The organism is Delftia sp. DLF01 (genome assembly GCF_014852125.1).
Lineage (GTDB): Bacteria > Pseudomonadota > Gammaproteobacteria > Burkholderiales > Burkholderiaceae_C > Comamonas > Comamonas acidovorans.
In genome coordinates, this window is record NZ_JACVAZ010000006.1 from 201706 (window position 1) to 222363 (window position 20658).

At 68.5% G+C, this 20658-nt stretch carries 21 protein-coding genes; 13 read left to right on the plus strand and 8 right to left on the minus strand.

What is annotated here, in order from left to right; translation table 11 throughout:
- The first annotated feature begins 115 nt into the window (after positions 1-115).
- On the plus strand, positions 116-1276 hold the full coding sequence (locus IB269_RS26695) for a GGDEF domain-containing protein (RefSeq protein WP_318652184.1): 1161 nt from the start codon (positions 116-118) through the stop codon (positions 1274-1276).
- Between the two features lie 97 nt (positions 1277-1373).
- Complete coding sequence (locus IB269_RS26700) at positions 1374-2150, plus strand: hypothetical protein (RefSeq protein ID WP_225614310.1); 777 nt, start codon at positions 1374-1376, stop codon at positions 2148-2150.
- Between the two features lie 34 nt (positions 2151-2184).
- Here the strand turns inward: IB269_RS26700 and IB269_RS26705 are convergent, their stop codons facing one another.
- Entirely contained in the window at positions 2185-3183 is a 999-nt protein-coding gene (locus tag IB269_RS26705) for a Bug family tripartite tricarboxylate transporter substrate binding protein (RefSeq protein WP_192368737.1), read from the minus strand.
- Positions 3180-4310, minus strand: coding sequence for an aryl-sulfate sulfotransferase (locus IB269_RS26710; RefSeq protein WP_192368738.1), 1131 nt, complete (start codon positions 4308-4310; stop codon positions 3180-3182). The genes IB269_RS26705 and IB269_RS26710 overlap by 4 nt, the downstream gene beginning before the upstream one ends.
- A 111-nt stretch (positions 4311-4421) precedes the next feature.
- On the opposite strand from IB269_RS26710, the gene IB269_RS26715 reads away from it, so the two are divergent.
- The gene (locus tag IB269_RS26715; RefSeq protein ID WP_012202480.1) at positions 4422-5372 is read left to right on the plus strand and encodes a LysR family transcriptional regulator; all 951 of its coding nucleotides are present in this window, start codon (positions 4422-4424) and stop codon (positions 5370-5372) included.
- 45 nt (positions 5373-5417) lie between these two features.
- On the opposite strand, the gene tgt is transcribed toward IB269_RS26715, so the two are convergent.
- Positions 5418-6590: a tRNA guanosine(34) transglycosylase Tgt gene (gene tgt / locus IB269_RS26720; RefSeq protein WP_012202481.1), complete on the minus strand. Its 1173-nt coding sequence runs from the start codon at positions 6588-6590 to the stop codon at positions 5418-5420.
- Between the two features lie 135 nt (positions 6591-6725).
- Here tgt and IB269_RS26725 point away from each other — a divergent pair, with 135 nt between their 5' ends.
- Positions 6726-7196 (plus strand): universal stress protein, encoded by a 471-nt coding sequence (locus tag IB269_RS26725; RefSeq protein ID WP_034397960.1) that lies wholly within the window; start codon positions 6726-6728, stop codon positions 7194-7196.
- A gap of 27 nt (positions 7197-7223) precedes the next feature.
- Here IB269_RS26725 and IB269_RS26730 read toward each other — a convergent pair whose 3' ends face one another.
- From IB269_RS26730 to IB269_RS26745, 4 genes are all read right to left on the minus strand, one after another.
- Positions 7224-7676, minus strand: coding sequence for a hypothetical protein (locus tag IB269_RS26730; RefSeq protein WP_012202483.1), 453 nt, complete (start codon positions 7674-7676; stop codon positions 7224-7226).
- Positions 7677-7843: 167 nt separating this feature from the next.
- On the minus strand, positions 7844-9064 hold the full coding sequence (locus tag IB269_RS26735) for a phospholipase A (protein ID WP_192368739.1): 1221 nt from the start codon (positions 9062-9064) through the stop codon (positions 7844-7846).
- An 88-nt stretch (positions 9065-9152) separates the two neighbouring features.
- A complete protein-coding gene (locus tag IB269_RS26740) occupies positions 9153-9641 on the minus strand; it encodes a hypothetical protein (protein ID WP_013800308.1) in 489 nt (162 codons plus the stop codon).
- Between the two features lie 17 nt (positions 9642-9658).
- Positions 9659-11728 (minus strand): ATP-dependent helicase, encoded by a 2070-nt coding sequence (locus tag IB269_RS26745; RefSeq protein WP_013800309.1) that lies wholly within the window; start codon positions 11726-11728, stop codon positions 9659-9661.
- A 281-nt stretch (positions 11729-12009) separates the two neighbouring features.
- Here IB269_RS26745 and IB269_RS26750 point away from each other — a divergent pair, with 281 nt between their 5' ends.
- The 9 genes from IB269_RS26750 (at position 12010) to IB269_RS26790 (ending at position 19260) form a co-directional block, all read left to right on the plus strand.
- On the plus strand, positions 12010-12756 hold the full coding sequence (locus IB269_RS26750) for a hypothetical protein (RefSeq protein ID WP_065347380.1): 747 nt from the start codon (positions 12010-12012) through the stop codon (positions 12754-12756).
- Complete coding sequence (locus IB269_RS26755; RefSeq protein ID WP_043824315.1) at positions 12753-13316, plus strand: GTP-binding protein; 564 nt, start codon at positions 12753-12755, stop codon at positions 13314-13316. Before IB269_RS26750 ends, IB269_RS26755 begins: the two co-directional genes overlap by 4 nt.
- On the plus strand, positions 13313-13714 hold the full coding sequence (locus IB269_RS26760; protein ID WP_012202489.1) for a roadblock/LC7 domain-containing protein: 402 nt from the start codon (positions 13313-13315) through the stop codon (positions 13712-13714). The genes IB269_RS26755 and IB269_RS26760 overlap by 4 nt, the downstream gene beginning before the upstream one ends.
- A gap of 98 nt (positions 13715-13812) precedes the next feature.
- Positions 13813-14172 carry a hypothetical protein gene (locus tag IB269_RS26765; protein WP_012202490.1) on the plus strand — a complete coding sequence of 120 codons (360 nt, stop codon included), beginning with the start codon at positions 13813-13815 and terminating at the stop codon, positions 14170-14172.
- A gap of 128 nt (positions 14173-14300) precedes the next feature.
- On the plus strand, positions 14301-15251 hold the full coding sequence (locus tag IB269_RS26770; RefSeq protein WP_012202491.1) for an AEC family transporter: 951 nt from the start codon (positions 14301-14303) through the stop codon (positions 15249-15251).
- 100 nt (positions 15252-15351) lie between these two features.
- The gene (locus tag IB269_RS26775; RefSeq protein WP_180318614.1) at positions 15352-16971 is read left to right on the plus strand and encodes a glycosyltransferase family 39 protein; all 1620 of its coding nucleotides are present in this window, start codon (positions 15352-15354) and stop codon (positions 16969-16971) included.
- Positions 16968-17972 carry a glycosyltransferase family 2 protein gene (locus tag IB269_RS26780; protein WP_012202493.1) on the plus strand — a complete coding sequence of 335 codons (1005 nt, stop codon included), beginning with the start codon at positions 16968-16970 and terminating at the stop codon, positions 17970-17972. Before IB269_RS26775 ends, IB269_RS26780 begins: the two co-directional genes overlap by 4 nt.
- A 2-nt stretch (positions 17973-17974) precedes the next feature.
- Positions 17975-18397 (plus strand): GtrA family protein, encoded by a 423-nt coding sequence (locus IB269_RS26785; protein WP_192368740.1) that lies wholly within the window; start codon positions 17975-17977, stop codon positions 18395-18397.
- Positions 18394-19260, plus strand: a complete 867-nt coding sequence (locus IB269_RS26790) for a ChbG/HpnK family deacetylase (RefSeq protein ID WP_192368741.1) — start codon at positions 18394-18396, stop codon at positions 19258-19260. The genes IB269_RS26785 and IB269_RS26790 overlap by 4 nt, the downstream gene beginning before the upstream one ends.
- A 175-nt stretch (positions 19261-19435) precedes the next feature.
- Here the strand turns inward: IB269_RS26790 and IB269_RS26795 are convergent, their stop codons facing one another.
- Positions 19436-20572, minus strand: coding sequence for an asparaginase (locus IB269_RS26795; protein WP_043824343.1), 1137 nt, complete (start codon positions 20570-20572; stop codon positions 19436-19438).
- Between the last annotated feature and the right edge of the window lie 86 nt (positions 20573-20658).

Below are 20658 nucleotides of genomic sequence, written 5' to 3' on the forward strand. Positions count from 1 at the left end.
GGGCGCCCATGAGGGCCGCCGGCCCGCCGCGCTTCTTCGCATGCCCGTGCTTTCCTCCATTTCTCGGAATTTCCCGGACCGTCTCCTGTGGGGGCCGAAGCCGGCGTCGCCGTTGGTGGACGAGGCGCTGCACCTGGAGCGCTGGAAGCGCCGCACCTGGCAACTGCACATCTCCGTGCTGGTCAGCCATATCTATGCGCTGCTGCTGTTTCTGGGCCATGCCTGGGCCGGCTATGCGCCCTGGGCCGTGGTGCTGGGCTATGGCCTGTGGGTGGCGGCGGGCATGGGCTTCATCACCTGGGCCTATGCCAGCGACTGGTGCCACAGGCTGCGCGATCCCGGCATGTTCCTCACGCACCAGCTGGTGTCCATCATCGGCGTGCTGGGCATGGTCATGGCCGCCCCTGCGCTGGCGTTCCAGTCCATGGTGATGCTGATCGCCTTCAGCGCCGACGGTTTCCTGGCGCGCAGCCGCACCAGCTTCTGGCTGACCTGGATCGGCACGCTCATCGCCGTGGCGGCCATCATTCTCTGGCGGGGGCCGCTGATGCGCATGACCACGGACACGGCTGCAGGCCAGTTGCTGGCCTTCGGCGTGGTGCTCGGTGCCGTGGTGCGCTGCAGCGTGCAGGCCACGTTCTTTCGCAGCATGCAGTACCGGCTGGGCATCGCCAATGACAAGCTGGCCACGGCGCTGGCGCAGATCGAGGCCCTGCTGCGCCATGACGACCTGACCGGCGTCAGCAACCGCCGGGGCGTGATCGAGCGGCTGCACGAGGTGCGCACCGCCGCCCACGACCGTGGCACGGTGCTGTGCGTGGCGCTGCTGGACATAGACCACTTCAAGCGCATCAACGACAGCTTTGGCCATGAGGGCGGCGACCGCGTGCTGCGCGCCTTCGGAACGCTGCTGAAGTCGCAGTTGCGCAGTGCCGATGGCGTGGGCCGCTATGGCGGTGAGGAGTTCCTGCTGGTGCTGCCCGACACCGACCTGGCCCAGGCCGGCGAGCTGCTGGAGCGCCTGCGGCTGCGCATTGCCGAAGCCCCGTGGACGCAGACCCTGGGCGAGGGCGCCCGCGTCACCTGCACGCTGGGCGCGGCGCAGTACCGCACGGGCGAATCGGTGGAGGCCACCATCGCGCGCGCCGATGCGGCGCTGTACCGAGGCAAGGCCCAGGGCCGCAACTGCACGGTGCTGGAGCCGCAACAGGCCCCGCAGGTCTTGAGCGGCGCACCGGCTCCCCGGACTGATGCCGGAATGCCTGACCGCTTGTGAGTGCAGCTCACGACGGGTGACAGAAAACATCGTTATTCATGCGCACCGATCGTCCATAGCATCGGCATCCATGCTCGGAATGGACAAGGGTGCAAATATGAACCAATGGTTCGCTGAAATCGCCGGCAACGGGCCCGAGGGCGCTGGCATCGTGGTGTCTGCGCAAGGCTGGGATAGGCATCTGCAGTCCGGCCCCCGCCAGTTGCAGGCCGGCCCGCTCCGCGCCGAACTGGCCGACGGCGGCCTGCGCAATGTCTGCTATGGCGGCGTCGACATCCTGCGCTCCATGGCCTTTGTGGCGCGCGACGGACAAGGTGACCGCTGTGTGCATGGCGCGGGCGAACTGAGCCTGCGCGAGCGGGCCGGCCGCTTCGAGGCCTTCTACGAAACGGTGGTGGACTGCGAGGAGCTGAGCCTGGCCTGGCGCGTGCGCATCGTGGGTTCGGCGCGCGGACTGAGCTTCACGTGCTGGGCGCGTGCCCAGGGGGATGTCGACGGCGGCCTGCAGCGGGGCCTGCGCGCCGGGCGGGCAGGCCTGGAACTGGTGTATCCGCTCAAGGTCCTGGCTGGCCGGCCCGTGCATGTCCAGCATGTCGATGGCAGTGCCGAAACCACCGTGCTGCCCGAGCCCGATGCGCTGCAGCGCCTGTCGCAGCTGTCTGGCATCGCCCATGAGCCCGCACCGGGCCTGCAGGTGGACTGCCGCCTGGAAGGCGCCGAGTTCGAGATGCTGGGCCAGCGCTGTGGCGGCAAGGCCTTTTTCCGGCTGCAGCCGCGCGCGTTGTCTCCTTCGCCCTCCTACCCGTTGACCCGGGGCCGGACCCTGGTGCAGATGGCCGACCTCTTGTTTGTCTCGCCCGGCGCCCTGCAGTAGCACCGCAAGCAGCGCCTGGCCGGGCCTGGCCGGGTCAGCCTGTGCCTTGCAGGCGGGCGGCGTGCACCGTGGCCTCCAGCAGCTTTCTCTCCCTCTCCAGGTGGGCAATGAACTGGGCTTGCTCCATGGCCATGGGCTTGAAGCCGGCGTCGGCCAGCTTGCGCACCAGATCCGGCTCGGCCAGCACGGCTGCGGTCTCGCGGGCCAGGCGCTCCGCAATGCGGGCATCGGTGCGGGCGGGCAGCAGCAGGCCCTGCCAGGCCTCGACATCAAAGGACTGCCAGACCGGCGTTTCCTGCAGGCTGGGTGTCTGCGGCAAGGTGGCGGCGCGCAGGCGCGAGGTCACGCCCAGGCCGCGCAGCTTGCCTTCGCGCACGAAGGACTGGACCAGGGCGACGGGCAGCACGGCCAGGTCGATCTGCCCGCCCGCCAGCTCGGTCAGCGCCTGCGGACCGGATTTGTAGGGCACATGCGTCCATGACAGGCCGGCCTGTTGCTGGAGCATTTCTGCGGTCAGGTGCAGGCTGGTGCCCACGCCATCGGTGCCCACGGTCAGCCGGCCCGGCTGCTGGCGCGACAACTGCATCAGTTCGGCCGCCGTGGTGGCCGGCAGGTCGGGGCGGCCTGCCAGCACGAAGGCCGAAGAGGCCACGGGCGCCACGGGCAGCAGTTCCCTGAGGCCGTCATACCGGAAGCGCTCTGGCGACACTAGCGGCGCAATGAGCACGCAGCTGGCCACGCCGAACAGCGCGGTATGACCGTTCGGCCTGGCCTTGATCACCCGCTGGGTGGCGATGGTGCCCGAGGCGCCCACGGTGTTTTCTATGACCACGGGCTGGCGCAGCCGCTCCGCCAGGCGCGGCATGACCAGGCGCGCGGCCACGTCCACGCTGCCGCCCGGAGAAAAGGGCACGACCACGGTCAGCGGCTGGCTGGGCCAGGCGTCGGCCCCAGCCGTGGACGCACGGGCTGCCGGTGACAGCCAGGGCGCGCCCAGCATCCAGGCCGCCATTTGCCTGCGGTTGAGGCTCATGACAGCCTCCCGGCGGCGCCCAGCCAGGGCAGCTGGTCCGCGTGGTAGCGCCAGGTCTGGAACACGCTGTTGAGCCGTCCGGGGCCGGTGCGGCGCGCTGCGGCATCGGGGTACTCGGCGAACCAGGGCAGGATGTATTCCCAGACCACCTCCCCCGCAGCCGTGACCTCGAAGAGCCGGCCCGTGGCCGATTCGGTGATGTGGGTGTTGCCGTTCCACAGGCGCTGGGCATTGCCCATGAAGGCGGTGTAGAAGGCGTTGACCATCTCGTCCTGGTAGCTCCAGACCACGCGGTGGTCGGCAGGATCGATCTCCACCACGCGCGAGAAGGCCACGTGGGCGCCTTCGCGGAAGTTGCCGTTGTCGAAGGCCAGGATGTGGCCGTTGTCCAGCGCCACGGGCGCATGCTGGTGCGAGACCACGGAGGGCGGAATGTGCAGCTTCACCGCGCCGCTGGCCTTGTCCACGGCGATGATGCCGGAGGTGGTGCGCAGGCTCATGAGCACGCTGCCGTCGGCCCTCACGCCCAGGCCGTTGACCAGCGGCCAGTGGTAGCGGCCGAAGCCCGGGTGGATGGGGAAGTCCTCGGGCGCCAGATGCTCCCAGGCCTTCCATTCCCAGACCAGGCGACCGCTGCGGTCCACTTCGCGGATCACGTCGCCGTACATCACCTCGCCGGGCCCGTGCGCGGTGCCGCCGGGCACGCGCTCGGCAAAGCCCGCAGGCACGGGCGCGCAGGCGGCATAGAGCAGATGGCCGTTGGGCAGCCACTGCGCGTCATGGTGGTGGTCCGGGTCCTCGTGGCGCCAGACGATCTCGCCCTGCGGCGTGACCTCGTAGAAATCGCCGCCATGCCACATGGACCATGGCGCATAGCGATCGGGCGAGCGGGGGTGGTTGCCGTTGTAGCCCAGGTTGCCGTTGGGCAGGATCACGGCGTGCCGGCCCGCGCGCACGGGCAGCTTCCATTCATGGGCCACGCGGCCTTCGATGTCCACCAGGTAGACATGGCCGTCGGCCGTCTGCGGCGCGATCAGGGTGTAGCCGCCAGCCGAGAGGGCGGGGTCGTGGGCGATGAGTCCGACGCCGCGGCGGCGCTGGGTGACTTGGTCTACGGTGCTTGCCATGGGCTGCTTTCAAAGGAGGCCGGGAATGAGCGCCACTCTAGGCAGTCGCAAGCGTCAGGAATAGCTGTTTGTTTTGGATGAGGTGTCAGATAAAAATTTACACTCCGCGCCATGCCCGCAATCTCCCAGGCCTTTCGCTGTTTTGACGAGGTGGCGCGCCGTGGTTCGGTGCGCAAGGCCGCCGTCACGCTGCACCTGACGGCGGCCGCCGTGAACCAGCAAATCCTCAATCTGGAGGCCCAGGTCGGCGTGCCGCTGTTCGACCGCCTGCCGCGCGGCATGCAGCTGACAACGGCCGGGGAGCTGATGCTGGCGGCCGTGCGGCGCAGCCAGCGTGACTTCGACAACGCGCTGGCCCAGGTGGAGGACCTGCGCGCCCTGCGCCGGGGCCATGTGCGCGTGGGCGTGTCCCATGCCACGGCCGAGTACCTGCTGCCCCTGGTGATCGCCAGCCTGCACGGGCGCTATCCGGGCATTACCTTCAGCGTGCGTTCGGGCACGGGCGAGGAATTGCTGCGCGGCGTGGCGCAGGGAGAGATCGATGTGGCCTATTGCCTGCGCCGCCCGCCGCCGCCCGGCGTGCAGGAGGTGCGCGCCTGGCCCCAGCCGCTGGGCGCGGTGATGGCCCCCGGCCATCCGCTGGCCACCGAGCCGCGCCTGCTGCGCCTGCGCGATTGCGTGGACTATCCGCTGATCCTGATGGCGCCGGGCATGGAGTTGCGCAGCATGCTGGAGCAGATGGACAGCGCGGCCCTGCACCAGCAGCGGCCGCTGGTGGAGACCAGCTCCGTGCCCATGGTGCGGCGCCTGGTGGCCGGCAGCACGGCCCTGGGATTCCTGGTGCCCGACAACGTGGCCGAGGATGTGGCGGCCGGCCGCCTGCTCTGGCGGCCCCTGCATGACGCAGGTGCGCAGTTGCCCGGCTGCCTGTACCAGCGCATCGGCTACACCAAGGCAGCCGCCATGAGGCTGTTTCTGGACGAGCTGGAGCGCGTGGCCGACGAGATGCGCGCCGGCTTCGAGACCGGCGTGTCCTGGTCGCTCAAGGACCTGGCGACCTGAGCGACCCTGGCCACCTGAGTGACCTGAACGATCGGCTGCGGGGCGTCAGACGCCCCGGGCGCGCTCGGCCTTGAAGCGTGCGCGCATTTCAGTGAAGTTGCCCGCCTCCAGCGCATTGCGCACTTCCTGCATCAGGTTCAGGTAGTAGTGCAGGTTGTGGATGGTGGTGAGCATGGGGCCCAGCATCTCGCCGCAGCGGTCCAGGTGGTGCAGGTAGGCGCGCGAGAAGCCGTCGCGTCCGCCTTGCTCCCAGCTCACGCCGCTGGTGCCTGCGCAGGCATGGCAGGTGCAGCTGGGGTCCAGCGGCTGGTGGTCGGTCTTGTGGCGTGCGTTGCGGATCTTCAGGTCGCCATAGCGCGTGAAGATGGTGCCGTTGCGCGCATTGCGCGTGGGCATGACGCAGTCGAACATGTCCACGCCGTCGGCCACGCCCTGCACCAGGTCCTCGGGCGTGCCCACGCCCATCAGGTAGCGCGGCTTGTGGGCCGGCAGGCGGTGGGGCGTGTGGGCCATGATGGCCAGCATCTCGTCCTTGGGCTCGCCCACCGAGACGCCGCCCACGGCGTAGCCGGGGAAGTCCATCTCGACCAGGGCCTGCAGCGATTCCTCGCGCAGGTTCTCGTACATGCCGCCCTGCACGATGCCGAACAGCGCATTGGGGTTGCCCAGGCGCTGGAACTCGTCGCTGGAGCGCTTGGCCCAGCGGCGGCTCATCTCCATGCTCTTGCGCGCCTCGGCCTCGGTTGTCTTGTGGCCGTTGGTCTCGTAGGGCGTGCATTCGTCCAGTTGCATGACGATGTCCGAGTTCAGCACGGTCTGGATCTGCATGCTGACTTCGGGCGACATGAACAGCTTGTCGCCGTTGACCGGGCTGGCGAAGTGCACGCCTTCCTCGGTGATCTTGCGCATGGCGCCCAGGCTCCAGACCTGGAATCCGCCCGAGTCGGTGAGGATGGGCTTGTCCCACTTCTCGAAGCCGTGCAGGCCGCCGAAGCTCTGCATGATGTCCAGCCCCGGGCGCATCCACAGGTGGAAGGTGTTGCCCAGGATGATCTGCGCGCCCATCTCCTGCAGGCTGCGCGGCATCACGCCCTTGACGGTGCCATAGGTGCCCACAGGCATGAAGATGGGTGTCTGCACCACGCCGTGGTTGAGCGTGAGCTGGCCGCGGCGCGCGTGGCTGGAGGGATCGGTCTTGAGCAGGTCGAATTGCAGCATAGCCCTCCATTGTCCCAGATGGCCGCATGTGCGTGTCGGACGCTCCGCGACTGTCCCCGGAGCCCGTCTGGCTTAGCCGGCCCGCGTCTACACTGGGGTGGTTGCGATTCGCCAGCTACAAAAAAGGAGGTCCGCATGCTGAAGATCATGATTGCCGTCGATGGGTCCGAGCCCTCGCTGGATGCCGTGCACCACGCCATCTCCCTGGTGCGCCAGGGCCTGCAGGCGCATTTCGTGCTGGCCCATGTGCAGCAGGAAGCCTCGCTGTTCGAGCTGGCCACGCAGGACTCGGACATGATTGCCGCCGCCAGCGTGGACGCCGGCATGCATCTGGTGGCGCCGGCCGTGGCCCTGGTGCGGGCGGCCGGCATTTCCTACGAGGTGGAGATCGGCCTGGGCGAGCCCGCCGCCGCGCTGGCCGACATTGCCGAGAGCACGGGCTGCGAGCAGATCATCATCGGCGCACTGGGCCAGGGCGGCCTGCGGCGCGTGCTGATCGGCTCGGTCTCGCGCGAGGTGGCACGCAACAGCCGGCTGCCTGTGACCATCGTCAAGCATGCCGAGCCGCACGATGAAGAAGGGGAAGAGGACCTGGGTCCCGAGTGAGGGGGTGCCGGGCGCGCGCGCGGGCTTTCAGGCGGCCCGCCGTTGCTGACCCTGATGGGACTGGTGCCGGCCTGCATGGGCGCCGTAAGCCCCGTAGGCACCATGAGCGTGCGCATGCGCGTGGGGTTGCAGCTTGCCGTGCGGCAGGCTGGCCAGGCGCTGGAACATGCGGCGGCAGTAGCCGCGTATGCCCAGGCATTTGTTGATCTCATCCACCGGCAGGGGTCCGGAGACCACGACGATGCTGTCGGCCTGGTCCCAGTCGCCGGCCGCGCGCAGCCGCCTGCGCGTGCACAGCGCCCAGGCATGGATGCGCGTGGGCGAGCCATGCTCATGGACCTGGCCCGTGACCAGGTCGAAGGCAATGGCCACCAGCTCGGTCCTGAGCCGGCAGCGGCGCTCGCCCGTGATGGCACTGGGCGTCTCGCGCATGTCGTACAGGCAGTAACTGCCGGCCTTGAGCTGGTATTGCAAATCCATGGCGGACCTCCGCGGTTCGTTCTGGGGCGGGTTCCGGGCCTGCCTGAAAAGGCCCGGGGCATCGGCGCATTCTGACGCATGGCCCCGGCCGCTGGCAATGCAGCCAGCGGGACGGGGCTTCCCCGCGAAGGGCAAGCGGCAAAGCGTGCCCGGCGAGGGCCGGTCTTCTAGAAGTCCAGAAGACTGAAACCCACGCTGAGCACGGTGCGCTTGTAGTTGTAATCGATCAGGCTGTCACCGTATCCGCTGAAAAGCTGGACATGCAGGCGCAAATTGCTCTTGCCACCGTTCCATCCTTCGCCTAGGGTGCGCAGCCATTCGACGCGCCCGGAGCCGCGGCCCTGGCCCAGCGAGCCGCGCGCAGTGAAGCCCAGATAGTTCTGTGCATTGACGTTCCAGCCCAGTTTCACCTCGCCCCGGCCTATGTAGTCCTGGATGCGCGGGTTGTCGTCGTGCTCGGCGCTTTCGCGGATGCGCTGCCAGGCCTTGGCGTGCAGCTGCCAGCGGTTGTCCAGCTCGAAGCCGGTCATCAGATACCAGCGGTTCCAGCTGCGCGACAGCGGATCGCTCTGGCCGTTGGACTGGTGCACCAGGCCCACGCCGCTGTAGCGCCAGCGCCAGCCGAAGGGCAGCCGGGCATCGGTGGGGTAGACGTAGAAGATCTCGGGCTCGTGGTCCGTGTTGCGGAAGGGCCGCGAGATGGCGGGGCTGAACAGCTGCCAGTACGACTGCTGGGTGTAGCCGACCCACAGCGAGTCCTTGCCCGCCGAGGTGCTGCTGGTCAGCAGGCCCTGGGCGACCTTGGTGCGCACGGACAGCTGCACGCGCATTTCCTCGGTCTTGTAGGGCTGCGACTGCGCAGGGTCCTTGCCGGGCGTGGTGGGCTGCCGGTTGACATGGTCGGCCGTCACCACGGACACGGACATGGGCCGGTAGCCGCGGAAGCTGAAGGTGCCGCAGTCGCTGCCCGGTTCCAGCTCGAAGTAGCGCGACAGCTCGCTGTAGCGCGGGTCGCGGCAGCCGCCGTTGGTGGGCGTGGTGGGCAGCGCCAGGCCCTGGCCGCTGTCGGCCGTCACCACGGGGGCGGGCGTGGGCAGGGCGCCAGGATCGGCTGCGGCGCTGGCGGCCGGAGCACTCCAGCCGGTGGCCGGCGGCGCGGTCAGCGGCTGCTGCTGCTGGGCCCAGGTGTCGAAGCAGGCCAGGCGAGACTGGTTGTCCGTGGTGGCGGCGCACTGGCGCCAGGCGTCCTCGGACAGGGGGCGGGGCGCGCTCTGCGCCTGGGCGCCGAGCCAGGGCGTGGCGCCCAGTCCCATGGCCAGGGCCCACTGCAGGGGTGTCGGCGTGCGGCTTGGGCGCTTGCGGCGATCCAGGTGTGTAGGAGTCGTCATGGCTTGGGTCCGGTGATGGAAGGAGCGAAGAGTAAGGGGTAATGAGTGAAGAGGGAGCAGGGGGCTCGTGTGCAGGCTCGGGGGCCGGTCACGGCGCGAGCTTGCGCAGCACGAAGGGCCGGGGCGCCGCATCGTCGCCTTCGATGAAGTTGCCGCGGATCTCGCGGGCGCAGCTGCCTTCGACGACATCGCCCAGCCAGGTGGCGGTGATGCGCTTGCCGTCGGCGCTTTCTTCCAGCGTGATGTGGTCATCGGCCACGTCGCCGACCATGGGGCGGGTGTCTGCGCCGCGCGCGATCGTGCCCTTGACGTTGCCCTTCCACTGGGGGTGCGGCCCCAGCTGCAGGCGCACGGGCTGGGACTGGCCTTCGACGGTTCCCGTCCATTCGCCCTGCAGCTGGCTGTCCTTCATCTCCTCGTCGCCGGGGCATGGGGCGTGTGGCAGGGCGGTGGCAGCGCGGGCGGCCTTGGGCGCGGCCTGGAGGGTGGGCCGGGTGGTGGTCTGCAGGTCCGTGCTGGAGCAGGCGGTGGTCACGGCCACCAGCGCCAGGCTGAGAACGGGGCGGTAAAAACGCATGCGGTGTCTTTCTGGAATCAGGAGTCGGCGGGCGTGGACTGCTGTGCCTTGAGGGCGAACTCTGCGCGCAGCTGGCGCAGCTTCTCGCGCGGGTCCTCGCGCGAGGTGGCGGCGTCCAGGCCCATTTCCTTGATGAAGCGGCTGGGCAGGGTGGAGACCATCTCGCGCCCCTTCTTGCGGCGCTTGGTCCAGCTCACGGCCAGCGAGCGCCGGGCGCGCGTGATGCCCACGTACATGAGGCGGCGCTCTTCCTGCAGGCGCTGGGCGGTTTCGTCGCTGACCTTCTGCTGGCGGCCGTTGTCGTCGTCGAGCTTGAAGGGCAGCATGCCCTCGGTCACGCCCACCAGCATCACATGCGGCCATTCCAGGCCCTTGGAGGCATGCAGGGTGGACAGGATGACCATGTCCTGCTCCTTCTCGCGCTCGCTGATGGTGGACAGCAGGGCGATGTTGCGCGCCACTTCCAGCAGGCTCTTGACCTCGGTGTGCGTGGTCGTGCCCGCCGCATCCTCGATCTGGCCGCCGGCGCGCTGGGACATCCAGTCGCAGAACTCCAGCACGTTGCTCCAGCGCGCGGCGGCGACCGATTCGCTGTCCTCGCTGTCGTAGAGGTACTGCTCGTAGCCGATCTCCTTGAGCCAGTCGAGCATGAAGCCGCGCGACTGCTCGGCGCCCAGCGTGTGGCGGGCGCGGTACTCGAGGTCGTTGATGTAGCGGCCGAACTCCAGCAGGCTGTCATGCGCCTTCTTGGGCAGGGCCGCTTCCAGCATGTGCGCGAACAGGGCGCCGAACATGCTGAGCTTGTGCTGCGAGGAAAACTCGCCCAGCTTGCCCAGCGTGGTGTGGCCTATGCCGCGCCTGGGCGTGCCGATGGCGCGCAGGAAGGCGGGGTCGTCGTCGTTGTTGATCCACAGCCGGAACCAGGCGCACAGGTCCTTGATCTCGGCGCGGTCGAAGAAGCTGGTGCCGCCCGAGACCTTGTAGGGAATGCTGGCCTTGCGCAAGGCCTTCTCGAAGGGCTTGGCCTGGTGGTTGGCGCGGTAGAGGATGGCGAAATCCTTCCAGTCCGGCGGCGGGTTGCTGGCCGCGCGCAGGCTCTGGATACGGGCGACGGCGCGCTCGGCCTCGTGCTCCTCGGTGTCGCAGTCCACGATGCGCACGGGCTCGCCCTCGCCCAGCTCCGAGAACAGCGTCTTCGGATAGAGCTTGGGGTTGGGCTGGATGACGTTGTTGGCCGCGCGCAGGATGGCCGAGGTGGAGCGGTAGTTCTGCTCCAGCTTGATCACCTTGAGCTGCGGGAACTCCACCGGCAGCTTCTTGAGGTTGTCCAGCGTGGCGCCGCGCCAGCCGTAGATGCTCTGGTCGTCGTCGCCCACGGCGGTGAAGTGGGCGCGGCTGCCCACCAGCATCTTGAGCAGCTCGTACTGCGTGGCGTTGGTGTCCTGGTATTCGTCCACCAGCACATGGCCCAGCAGGCGCTGCCATTTCTCGCGCACCTCGATGTGGTTCTTGAGCAGGCGCATGGGCATGCCGATCAGGTCGTCGAAATCCACGCTCTGGTAGGCGGTCAGGCGCTCTTCGTAGCGCTGCATGATCAGCGCCGTGCTGCGCTCGTTGTCGTCCTGGGCCATGGCCAGGGCCTTGCGGCTGTCCCAGCCGGCGTTCTTCCAGTTGCTGATGGTCCACTGCCACTGGCGCGCCGTGGCCAGGTCGGTGGTGCCGCCCGAGCAGTCCTTGAGGATGCCCGTCACGTCGTCGGCGTCCAGGATGCTGAACTGGGGCTTGAGGCCCAGCACATGGCCGTCCTCGCGCACCATGCGCACGCCCAGGGCGTGGAAGGTGCACACCAGCACGTCCTTGGCCTGGCGGCCGATGAGGCCGGCCGCGCGCTCGCGCATTTCGGCTGCGGCCTTGTTGGTGAAGGTGATGGCCGCGATGCGGCGCGGCGCCATGCCCATCTCGATCAGGCGCCCGATCTTGTGCGTGATCACGCGTGTCTTGCCCGAGCCCGCGCCGGCCAGAACCAGGCAGGGGCCTTCGGTGTAGTGGACGGCCTGGAGCTGGGCCAGATTGAGTCCTGCGGACATGGGTGCGTTGCGCGGGGAAAGGCGTGAAAGTGAGGGAAGCGGGAGCATACCGCTTCGGGGATCGAGGCCATCAGGCCATGTGTAAGCACCCTTGGAATTCGGCGACAAATCTCGCGGCCACTCTGGTCCGTACTGTGGCGGCGTTGGTCTAAATAGAAAAGTTCACATTAAATCAAGTGAGTAATGTGTAAAAACTATCCAAAATATCAGTCTTCGCCGATGTTCTGTCACGGGCGAATCTGGTTTGTCCATTTCAGTTCCTATCCGGTGAGGTGTCAAAGATGGCTCGCACTACAGACGAGATCGGCCTGGCTGCCGAGCTGTGGTCTCCTCTGCTCAAGCAGCGTTTTGAGGCATTGTTCGCCGTGGCGTCCCGCAAGTCGCTGCGCGGCTGGCGGCAGGTGCCCCTGGTCAGCGCCCAGGTGCTGGTCGTGGATGGCAACATGCCCGCGCCCGAGGCTGCAGGGTGGATGCCCTGCGTGGTCTACGTGGGTGGAGTGCCCCAGGGACAGCACCTGGAGCGCACGCAGCAGCGACTGGCCACCTATCTGGACATGAATTTCACGCTGTCCGACCTGATCGACATGCTGGACCGGGCGGCCGTCTTCCTCATGGACTGGACGGTGCGCCAGCAGGTGGCGACGTCGCATACGCTGGCGCGGGCGCTGGACGATCTGCAGCAGCAGGGCGTGGACTGCCGCTACCGCTTCCAGCTCAAGGCCTGGGTGGCGCTGCCCGCGCCGTGGAACAACTCCGAATGCCTGCGTGCCCTGGCCATGCTGTGCCGTGGCCCCATGGAGGTGGCCCTGTTGTGCGAGCACAGCGGCATGCAGGCCCGCGCCGTGGCCGAACTGCTGCGCCATCCCCGGCTGCGCAGCCTGCTGGAGTGCAGCCTGCGGCCCGCGCGCGAATACGATCTCCCGCCGCTGCGCCGCAGCCGCGCACAGGCGCCTGACGCGGTGGCCGGCCTGCCGCGCCAGTGGGTGCAGAAGCTGGCCGGCTGGATCCGGCGCGGAGGAGTGGCATGAGCCTGTGGATGAACGCGCAGCCTGCTGCCGGGTTGGTACGGGTGAGCCTGGTGGGCCCCATGGGCATAGGCAAGACCACGGCGCTGCGCAGCCTGTGCGGCGCGTTGATGGCGGCGGCGGATGTGCCCAATCTGGACCGGGCCTCCCATTCCAAGGAGTTCACCACGGTGGGTGCCGAGTTCGGCGAGATCGACCTGGGCGGTGGAGAGCGGCTGCAGCTGGTGGGCAGCCCGGGGCAGGAACGCTTCGACTTCGTGCGCCGCTGGGTGCTCAATGCCTCGGTGGGCGTGCTGCTGATGGTGGATGTCTGCGACGCCAGCGCACCGGACTACGCGGCGCAGTGCCTGGCCGAGATCGCCTCTCTGGAATCCGGGCCCCTGGTGGTGGTGGTCAGTTGCCGTGATGCCAGCGAGCAACAGCAGGAAGCGTTCAGCAGCGCCTTGGCGGACAGAGGTCACGGTATAGTGCCTGTCATCCAGGCGGACCCCCGTGACCGGCAGCAGTTGCTGGATGCGCTGGGGGTGCTCGTTTCCTTGCTTTCCTTGCAAAGTCAGGTATGAAGACACCAACGCTTCCCCGGATTCCTCCCTCTCTGATCGAAGCTGGCAGCGATGTGCTCCACCGCGTGGTGGCACCCCTGGAGGGCGTGCACATCGCCTTGCTGTGCACGCCTGACGGCTTCGAGATCACCTCCCTGCGGGTCAGGAGCGAACTGCCGACGGAGCGCCTGTCGGCCATGGCGGGCTCGCTCATGGCCATGGCCAGGGCCGTGGCCACCGAGATAGGCCACAAGTCCTGCCGGCGGCTGACCTTCGAGACCGAGCTGGGCACCGTCCTCTTCCAGGCCGTGGCCGGCAACCAGCCGGCCATCCTGTGCATGGTGGTCGATCAAAGCGCCCTGCTGGGCCGCGCGCTGTGGGCGGCGGGCGAAGTGGCCTCCGAACTGTCCCGTTCCTGATCCGCGGCATCCGCTGCAGAAGTTTGGTTTTCTTCCCCCGAGGAGCGGGCGCGGTGGTCCATCGCACAGCCTGCCCTTGCTATTTGAAAAGGTGGCATATGGCTTCGATACATGATTCTCTGAACGGCCTGCTGGGCATCGATGGCGCCCTGTGCGCGGCCCTGGTGGACAGCACCAGCGGCATGCTCATGGGCAGCGTGGGCTCCGGCCTCGACATGGAGCTGGCCGCTGCCGGCAACACGGAGGTGGTGCGCGCCAAGCTCAAGACCATGCGCATGCTCAAGCTCGATGACGCCATCGACGACATTCTGATCACCCTGACGCACCAGTACCACATCATCCGGCCCGTGGCCGCCCATGAAGGTGTGTTCTTCTACCTGGTGCTGGACAAGAGCCGCTCCAATCTGGCGCTGGCCCGCCGCAAGGTGCAGGACGTCGAGAAGGACCTGGCGCTGTAAGCGCCCGCGCTTGTTGCGCTTACGCCCGACCTGCCGGATGCGGATTCCGGCAGGTTTTTTTTCGTCCGGCGTCCGCGCGGTGACACGGGCGCGCGGCAGCGGCACCGGCTTGCTGCCAGAATCGCCGCGTGCTGTCCGTCCTGCTGATCACCTTCCCCTTCTTCGCGCTTGTGGCCTGCGGCTTTGCGGCCACCTGGCGTGGCGTGCTGCCGCAGGCGGCGATACCGGGGCTCAATGCCTTCGTGCTGTATTTCGCGCTGCCCTGCATGCTGTTCCGCTTTGGCGCGCAGACGCCGATTGCCCAGCTGCTGGATGTGGGCGTCTCCGTGGTCTACCTGCTGTGCGCGCTGCTGATGGTGGGCGCCACCGTGGCGCTGACCGTGCGGCGCGTGGGCTGGAACGATGCGGCCTTTGGCGCGCTGGTGGCGGCCTTTCCCAACACCGGCTTCATGGGCGTGCCCATGCTTGTGGCGCTGCTGGGCGAGCGTGCGGCAGGCCCGGTCATCGTCACCATGGCCATCGACATGGTGGTGACCACCTCGCTGTGCATTGCGCTGTCGCGCCTGGGGCTGCCGGGCGGGCATGGTGTGTCCGTGGCGTTGCGCAGGGCGTTTGCCGGCATGGCCGCCAATCCCATGCCCTGGGCCATCGTGCTGGGTGGCGTGGCCTCGGCGGCAGGCTGGACGCTGCCCGGCCCCATCGACCGCACCGTGGCCATGCTGGCGGGCGCGGCCTCGCCCGTGGCGCTGTTCACCATTGGCGCCGTGCTGGCGCGCTCGCAGATGAACAGCCACGAGCGCGTGGCCGCGCGCGACTACGTGCCCATTGCGCTGGCCAAGCTGCTGGTCCACCCGCTGCTGGTCTGGGCCGTGGCCCGCGCGGCCATGGCGCTGGGCCTGCCGCTCGGCGAAGAGGCCTTTGTGGCGCTGGTGCTGCTGGCCGCGCTGCCCAGCGCCAGCAATGTCTCGCTGCTGACCGAGCGCTTCGGGGCGCACGGCGGGCGCGTGGCCCGCATCATCCTGGTGTCCACGGTGCTGGCCTTCCTGAGCTTCTCGGGCGCCGTGGCGCTGATGACCTGAGCAGGCCCGGGCACACCTGAGCGGCAGGCCCGGGGCGCACGGGCATGCTGGTGCTCACTACAATCCCGCCCATGTTTTTTCACCACCTCGACGGGATCGCATGAAATCCTCCCCCTCTGCCCCGGCAGGCGTTCCCACGGGCGCGGCCCTGCTCTGGATGGTGACGCTGGCCTGCCTGCTCTGGGCCCTGGTGTCCTGGCTGGCCAATGGCAATCTGGACGGCTACCACGACATGCTGGAGAACTATGCCTGGGCCCAGCCGCTGCAGCTGGGCACGCACAAGCATCCGCCGTTCTTCGCCTGGGTGGTCGGCCTGTGGTTCATGGTGTTCCCGCAGAACGACGGCTTTTATCGCCTGCTGTCCTATGCCAATGTGGGCGTGGGCATCTGGGGCGTCTACGTGCTGGGCAGGCGCCTGGGGCTGGCGCGCCTGGCGCCGCTGGGCGCGGCCCTGTTGCTGTGGTGCTTTCCGTATACGACGCTGGCCGGCAAGTTCAACGCCAACAGCCAGCTGCTGTCCCTGTGGCCCTGGGCGGCGGCCCTGCTGCTGGCCAGCTGGCAGGAAAAGGGCGCGCGCGGCGTGGCCTTCAGCGTGGCGCTGGGCGTGGTCTCGGCCGCCTGCATGCTCAGCAAGTACTACAGCGGCGTGTTCCTGGCCGGTTTCCTGCTGCCCATCTTCCTGGTGCGTGAAGGGCGCCAGTGGCTGCTCACACCCCGGCCCTACGTGGCGCTGGCAGCCTTTGGCCTGGCGCTGGCGCCGCATGTGGCCTGGATTGCCCACCACCAGTGGGTGACGCTGGGCTATGCCATGGACCAGGGCGGCGGGCAGGTGGTGTGGGGCTATGTGCTGCGCTTTGCGCTGGCGCCCATCTTCTACTGGCTGCCGGCCTGGCTGGCCGTGTGCCTGGTGTATGGCTTCATGCAGGCCCGCCAGCAAGGCGGCGGCTGGCTGCGCTGGAGTGCGCGTTTCCTGCGCCGCAGCTGGTGCTGGCAGGGGCGCGGCGACACGCTGTTCTGGCTGGCCCTCATGCCCTGGCTTGCGACGCTGGGCTTTGGCGCCACCGGCGTGGTGGAGCTGTCCACGCCCTGGGCCATTCCCATCGGCTATGCCTTCGTGCTGCTGTGGCTGCGCAACCTGGACGCCGAGGCGCCCGCCGTGACGCAGGCCGCCCTGGCCGCGCTGCGCCGCGCCTGGTGGCCGAGCATGGCCGTGGTGCTGGTGATTGGCGTGGCCGCGGGTTGGGGCAATGCGCGCAAGAGCAGCTCCGACTACTACCGCCCCGCGGCCGATGCGGCGCAGGCCATCGTGCTGTCCTGGAACCAGCGCCACCCGCAGCAGCCGCTGCAGTGGGTGGGCGGCGACTGGGCGGAAAACGCCATGCTGTCTTTCTATGCCCAGCCGCATCTGCGCACCATTCCCGGCCTGCCCGACAGCGAATATGCGCGCGTGCTGGCGCTGCCGGACTGGCGCCAGCAGCCCGGGCTGCTGCTGTGCCCGCGCGGCCCGGTGGCCAGCGAGCCCGGCCCGACCGCGAAATCGCGCGACTGCGAGCAGCAGGCGCAGGCCTGGCTGGCGAAGCTGGGCCTGCCGCAGGAGGCGCGTGTGCTCACGGTGCAACGCTCGGGCTGGCGTTTTCCTCGGCCCAGTCCCTATGCCTATGCGGTTTTTGACGTGTTGCCGCGCGCGGGCAGCCAGCCCGCTGACAATGCTGGCCTATGACCGAATTGCATGCTGACATTGCTCCGGCCGCTCCCAAGGGGATGCTGCCGCGCCCCCCGCTGCGGCTGAGCTGCGTGGTGCCAGCCCACAATGAAGAGGGCAACCTGGAGGCGTTCCTGCGCGCCCTGGACGCGACGGTGCGCACGCTGACGCCCGACTACGAGCTGATCGTCGTCAACGACGGCAGCCGTGACGCCACGCACGAGATCGCGCTGCGCATGGCCCAGGAACTGCCCGTGCGCTATCTGGCGCTGTCGCGCAACTTCGGCAAGGAGGCGGCGCTGTCGGCCGGCATAGACCATGCGCGCGGCAACGCCGTGGTGCTGATCGACGCCGACTTCCAGCATCCGCTGGAGATGCTGCCCCAGATGTGCGAGCTGTGGCAGTCCGGCTACGACATGGTCTATGGCGTGATCGCCGACCGGGGCGCCGAAAGCGGCGCCAAGCGCGTGGGCACCAACCTGTTCTACCGGCTCATGAATGCCGGCAACCTGGTGAAGATCCCGCCCAATGCCGGCGACTTCCGCTGGCTGGACCGCTGCGTGGCCGACGCGCTCAAGGCCCTGCCCGAGAGCCACCGCTTCATGAAGGGCCTGTACGCCTGGGTGGGCTTCAAGGCCGCGGCGCTGCCGTTCGTGCCGGCCGACCGCACGGCCGGTGCGTCCAGCTTCAATTTCCGGCGCCTGGGCTCGCTGGCCCTGCTGGGTCTGACCTCGTTCACCACCTTGCCGCTGCGCGTGTGGAGCGTGGTGGGCGGGATCATCTCGCTGGCGGCCCTGCTATACGGCCTGTGGATCACCATGGAGACGCTGATCTTCGGCAACCCGCTGGACGGCTGGCCCACGCTGGCGGCCAGCATCATGCTGTTCTCGGGCGTGCAGCTGATGTCCATCGGCATCCTGGGCGAGTACATCGGCCGGATCTATGACGAGGTCAAGCGCCGTCCCACCTACCTGCTGGCGCGCGACGAAGACCGCAGCCCGCTGGCGCCACGGGACTAGCCATGCACGACGTGATCGCACAGCTGCGCCGCCTGCCGCAGGCGCTGCAGTTCGTGCTGGTAGGGGGCTGCGCGGCCGCCACGCACCTGGCCGTGGTCGCCCTGCTGGTGCAACGGGTGGGCATGGCGCCGCTGCATGCCAACGTGCTGGCCTTTCTCGTGGCCTTCATGGTCAGCTACAACGGCCATGCGCTGTTCACCTTCGTGCAGGCCGGGGCGCAAGGCTGGGCCGTGGCCGGCAAGTACTTCGCCGTGGCCTGCGCCTCCTTCGTGGCCAACGAGCTGCTGTACTGGGTGGCCCTGCACTGGCTGCACTGGCACTATTTCTGGAGCCTGGCCCTGGTGCTGGTGCTGGTGGCGGTGGGCACCTTCGTCTTCGCCAAGTTCTGGGCCTTTGCGGCCCCCGGCCGCAAGGAATCCTCATGAACACCGTACCTGCCAGAAACAACGGGGAGAAGGCCTTGGCCAGAACCGTCGTCCTGTGCGCCGACGACTATGCGCTGCACCCCCTGGTCGATGAAGCCGTGGAGCAGCTCACGCTGCAGGGCCGGCTGTCGGCCACCAGCTGCATGACCACCTCGCCGCACTGGAGGCAGGCCGCCAGGCGCCTGCCCGCGCTGCGCCCGCGCCTGTCGCTGGGCCTGCACTTCAACCTGACCGAAGGCCACGGCCTGCAGCCCGCCGCCGGCATCGGTGCCGTGATCGCGCGCGCCTATGCCGGCGCACTCGGCGGCGCCGCCATGCGCGACGCCTGGCGCCGCCAGCTCGACGCCTTCGAGGACGCGCTGGGCATGGCCCCCGACTTCATCGACGGCCACCAGCACGTGCACCAGCTCCCCGGCGTGCGCGCCGCACTGGTGCAGGAATTGCGCCAGCGCTATGGCGACAACGCCGACGACCTGCCCTGGGTCCGCTCCACCACCCCGGCCGGCCAGCTCTGGCGCGACCCCAAGGCCGCCATCATCGCCCTGCTGGGCGGCTGGACCACCACCCGCCGCCTGCGCCGCCAGGGCGTGCCGCTCAACCACGGCTTCGGCGGCGTCTACGCCTTCGACCAGCCCACGCCCGAAGGCTATGGCCGTCACATGGCCCAATGGCTGGCCCAGTTGCAGCCCGGCAGCCTCATGATGTGCCACCCCGCCACCGCCCCCGTCCAGGGCGACGCCATAGGCGCCCAGCGCGCCGTCGAATACGCCTACCTGCGCTCCGACGCCTTCGCCCAGGCCCTGGAACAAGCGCACTGCCACATCGCCCAAGGCCCCCTCACCCCGCTGTTCACATCGAACTAGCAAGCGGCAATAGAAAAAGCCCCGCGAACGGGGCTTGGGACGAGGCTGCAAAAACCGACGAGGCCCAAAGCAAGGGACAGCAAGCAAGGGCCGCCCCGCAGCGAGGCTGTCGTCCCCCTCCCCCGCGAAGCGGGTAGAGAGGGGGAAGGCGCGCCAGCGCCTCAGGGGGTACCTATCAATACTCCCAGAAGATGCGCTGCAACTGCTTCGTATCCTGCGTCTTGGTCAGGGCCACGGCGGCCAGCAGGCGCGCCTTCTGCGGGTTCAGGTCATGGGCGACGACCCAGTCGTACTTGTCATCGGGCTGCTCGGCATTGCGCAGCACGAAGCCGGCCGGCACGCGCGAGCTGCGCACCACGATCACGCCCTTTTGGCGCAGTTCGTTGAGCTTGGGCACGATGCGGTCGGCCACCGAGCCATTGCCCGTGCCTGCATGCACGATGGCCTTGACGCCGGCCTTGCCCAGCGCGTCGATGGCCGTGGCGGGCACGTTGCCGTAGCCATAGACGATGTCCACGGCGGGCAGGTCGGTGATCTGCTCGATGTTGAACTCGCTGCCCCTGGTGTGGCGCTTGACGGGGGCGCGGAACCAGTAGGTCTTGCCCTCGACCACCATGCCCAGCGGGCCCCACTGGCTGGCGAAGGCATTGGTCTTGATGTTGGTGAGCTTGGCGACATCGCGCGCGGAGTCGATGTTGTCGTTCATGCTGACCAGCACGCCCTTGCCCGCCGAGTCCTTGGACGCGGCCGTGGCCACGGCGCCCAGCAGGTTCAGCGCGCCGTCGGCCGAGATGGCCGTGCCGGGGCGCATGGAGCCGACCATGACGATGGGCTTGTCGGTGGGCACCACCAGGTTCAGGAAGTAGCCGGTTTCCTCCAGCGTGTCCGTGCCGTGGGTGACGACGATGCCGTCCACGCCGGGCTGCTTGGCCAGCTCGTTGACGCGGCGGGCCAGCGTCAGCAGTTCCTTGTTGGTGAAGCTCTCGGAGGCGATCTGGAAGACCTGCTCGCCGGACACGTTGGCGATGTTGCTCAGCTCGGGCAGGCCGGCCAGCAGCTTGTCCACGGGCACCTTGGCGGCCGTGTAGGTGGCGCTGTTGACGGCGCTGGCGCCCGCGCCGGCAATGGTGCCGCCCGTGGCCAGGACGACCACGTTGGGCTTGCCGGCCTGTGCGGTGGGAGCGGGAGCAGGGGCGGTCGCCGTGGCGGGCGCTGCGGCTGCGGGGGCCTGGCTGGCGCCGGGCTGGGACGCGCAGCCTGCCAGCGCAAGCGCGACGGCCATCAAGGTCATACGGAAGGGGGTGAACGGCATGTATCGCTCCTGGAAAGGCATTGAATGATCCAGCCTTGTGGGCTGAATGCGGCACGATGCAATAAACATGCCCCGCCTGCATCAGC

What these genes read in the sequence shown, in the direction of transcription:
- IB269_RS26700 (WP_225614310.1), top strand. Translation starts at nt 1,374, where the DNA reads ATGAACCAATGGTTCGCTGAAATCGCCGGCAACGGGCCCGAGGGCGCT.
- IB269_RS26705 (WP_192368737.1), bottom strand. Translation starts at nt 3,183, where the DNA reads ATGAGCCTCAACCGCAGGCAAATGGCGGCCTGGATGCTGGGCGCGCCC.
- IB269_RS26710 (WP_192368738.1), bottom strand. Translation starts at nt 4,310, where the DNA reads ATGGCAAGCACCGTAGACCAAGTCACCCAGCGCCGCCGCGGCGTCGGA.
- IB269_RS26715 (WP_012202480.1), top strand. Translation starts at nt 4,422, where the DNA reads ATGCCCGCAATCTCCCAGGCCTTTCGCTGTTTTGACGAGGTGGCGCGC.
- tgt (WP_012202481.1), bottom strand. Translation starts at nt 6,590, where the DNA reads ATGCTGCAATTCGACCTGCTCAAGACCGATCCCTCCAGCCACGCGCGC.
- IB269_RS26725 (WP_034397960.1), top strand. Translation starts at nt 6,726, where the DNA reads ATGCTGAAGATCATGATTGCCGTCGATGGGTCCGAGCCCTCGCTGGAT.
- IB269_RS26730 (WP_012202483.1), bottom strand. Translation starts at nt 7,676, where the DNA reads ATGGATTTGCAATACCAGCTCAAGGCCGGCAGTTACTGCCTGTACGAC.
- IB269_RS26735 (WP_192368739.1), bottom strand. Translation starts at nt 9,064, where the DNA reads ATGACGACTCCTACACACCTGGATCGCCGCAAGCGCCCAAGCCGCACG.
- IB269_RS26740 (WP_013800308.1), bottom strand. Translation starts at nt 9,641, where the DNA reads ATGCGTTTTTACCGCCCCGTTCTCAGCCTGGCGCTGGTGGCCGTGACC.
- IB269_RS26745 (WP_013800309.1), bottom strand. Translation starts at nt 11,728, where the DNA reads ATGTCCGCAGGACTCAATCTGGCCCAGCTCCAGGCCGTCCACTACACC.
- IB269_RS26750 (WP_065347380.1), top strand. Translation starts at nt 12,010, where the DNA reads ATGGCTCGCACTACAGACGAGATCGGCCTGGCTGCCGAGCTGTGGTCT.
- IB269_RS26755 (WP_043824315.1), top strand. Translation starts at nt 12,753, where the DNA reads ATGAGCCTGTGGATGAACGCGCAGCCTGCTGCCGGGTTGGTACGGGTG.
- IB269_RS26760 (WP_012202489.1), top strand. Translation starts at nt 13,313, where the DNA reads ATGAAGACACCAACGCTTCCCCGGATTCCTCCCTCTCTGATCGAAGCT.
- IB269_RS26765 (WP_012202490.1), top strand. Translation starts at nt 13,813, where the DNA reads ATGGCTTCGATACATGATTCTCTGAACGGCCTGCTGGGCATCGATGGC.
- IB269_RS26775 (WP_180318614.1), top strand. Translation starts at nt 15,352, where the DNA reads ATGAAATCCTCCCCCTCTGCCCCGGCAGGCGTTCCCACGGGCGCGGCC.
- IB269_RS26780 (WP_012202493.1), top strand. Translation starts at nt 16,968, where the DNA reads ATGACCGAATTGCATGCTGACATTGCTCCGGCCGCTCCCAAGGGGATG.
- IB269_RS26785 (WP_192368740.1), top strand. Translation starts at nt 17,975, where the DNA reads ATGCACGACGTGATCGCACAGCTGCGCCGCCTGCCGCAGGCGCTGCAG.
- IB269_RS26790 (WP_192368741.1), top strand. Translation starts at nt 18,394, where the DNA reads ATGAACACCGTACCTGCCAGAAACAACGGGGAGAAGGCCTTGGCCAGA.
- IB269_RS26795 (WP_043824343.1), bottom strand. Translation starts at nt 20,572, where the DNA reads ATGCCGTTCACCCCCTTCCGTATGACCTTGATGGCCGTCGCGCTTGCG.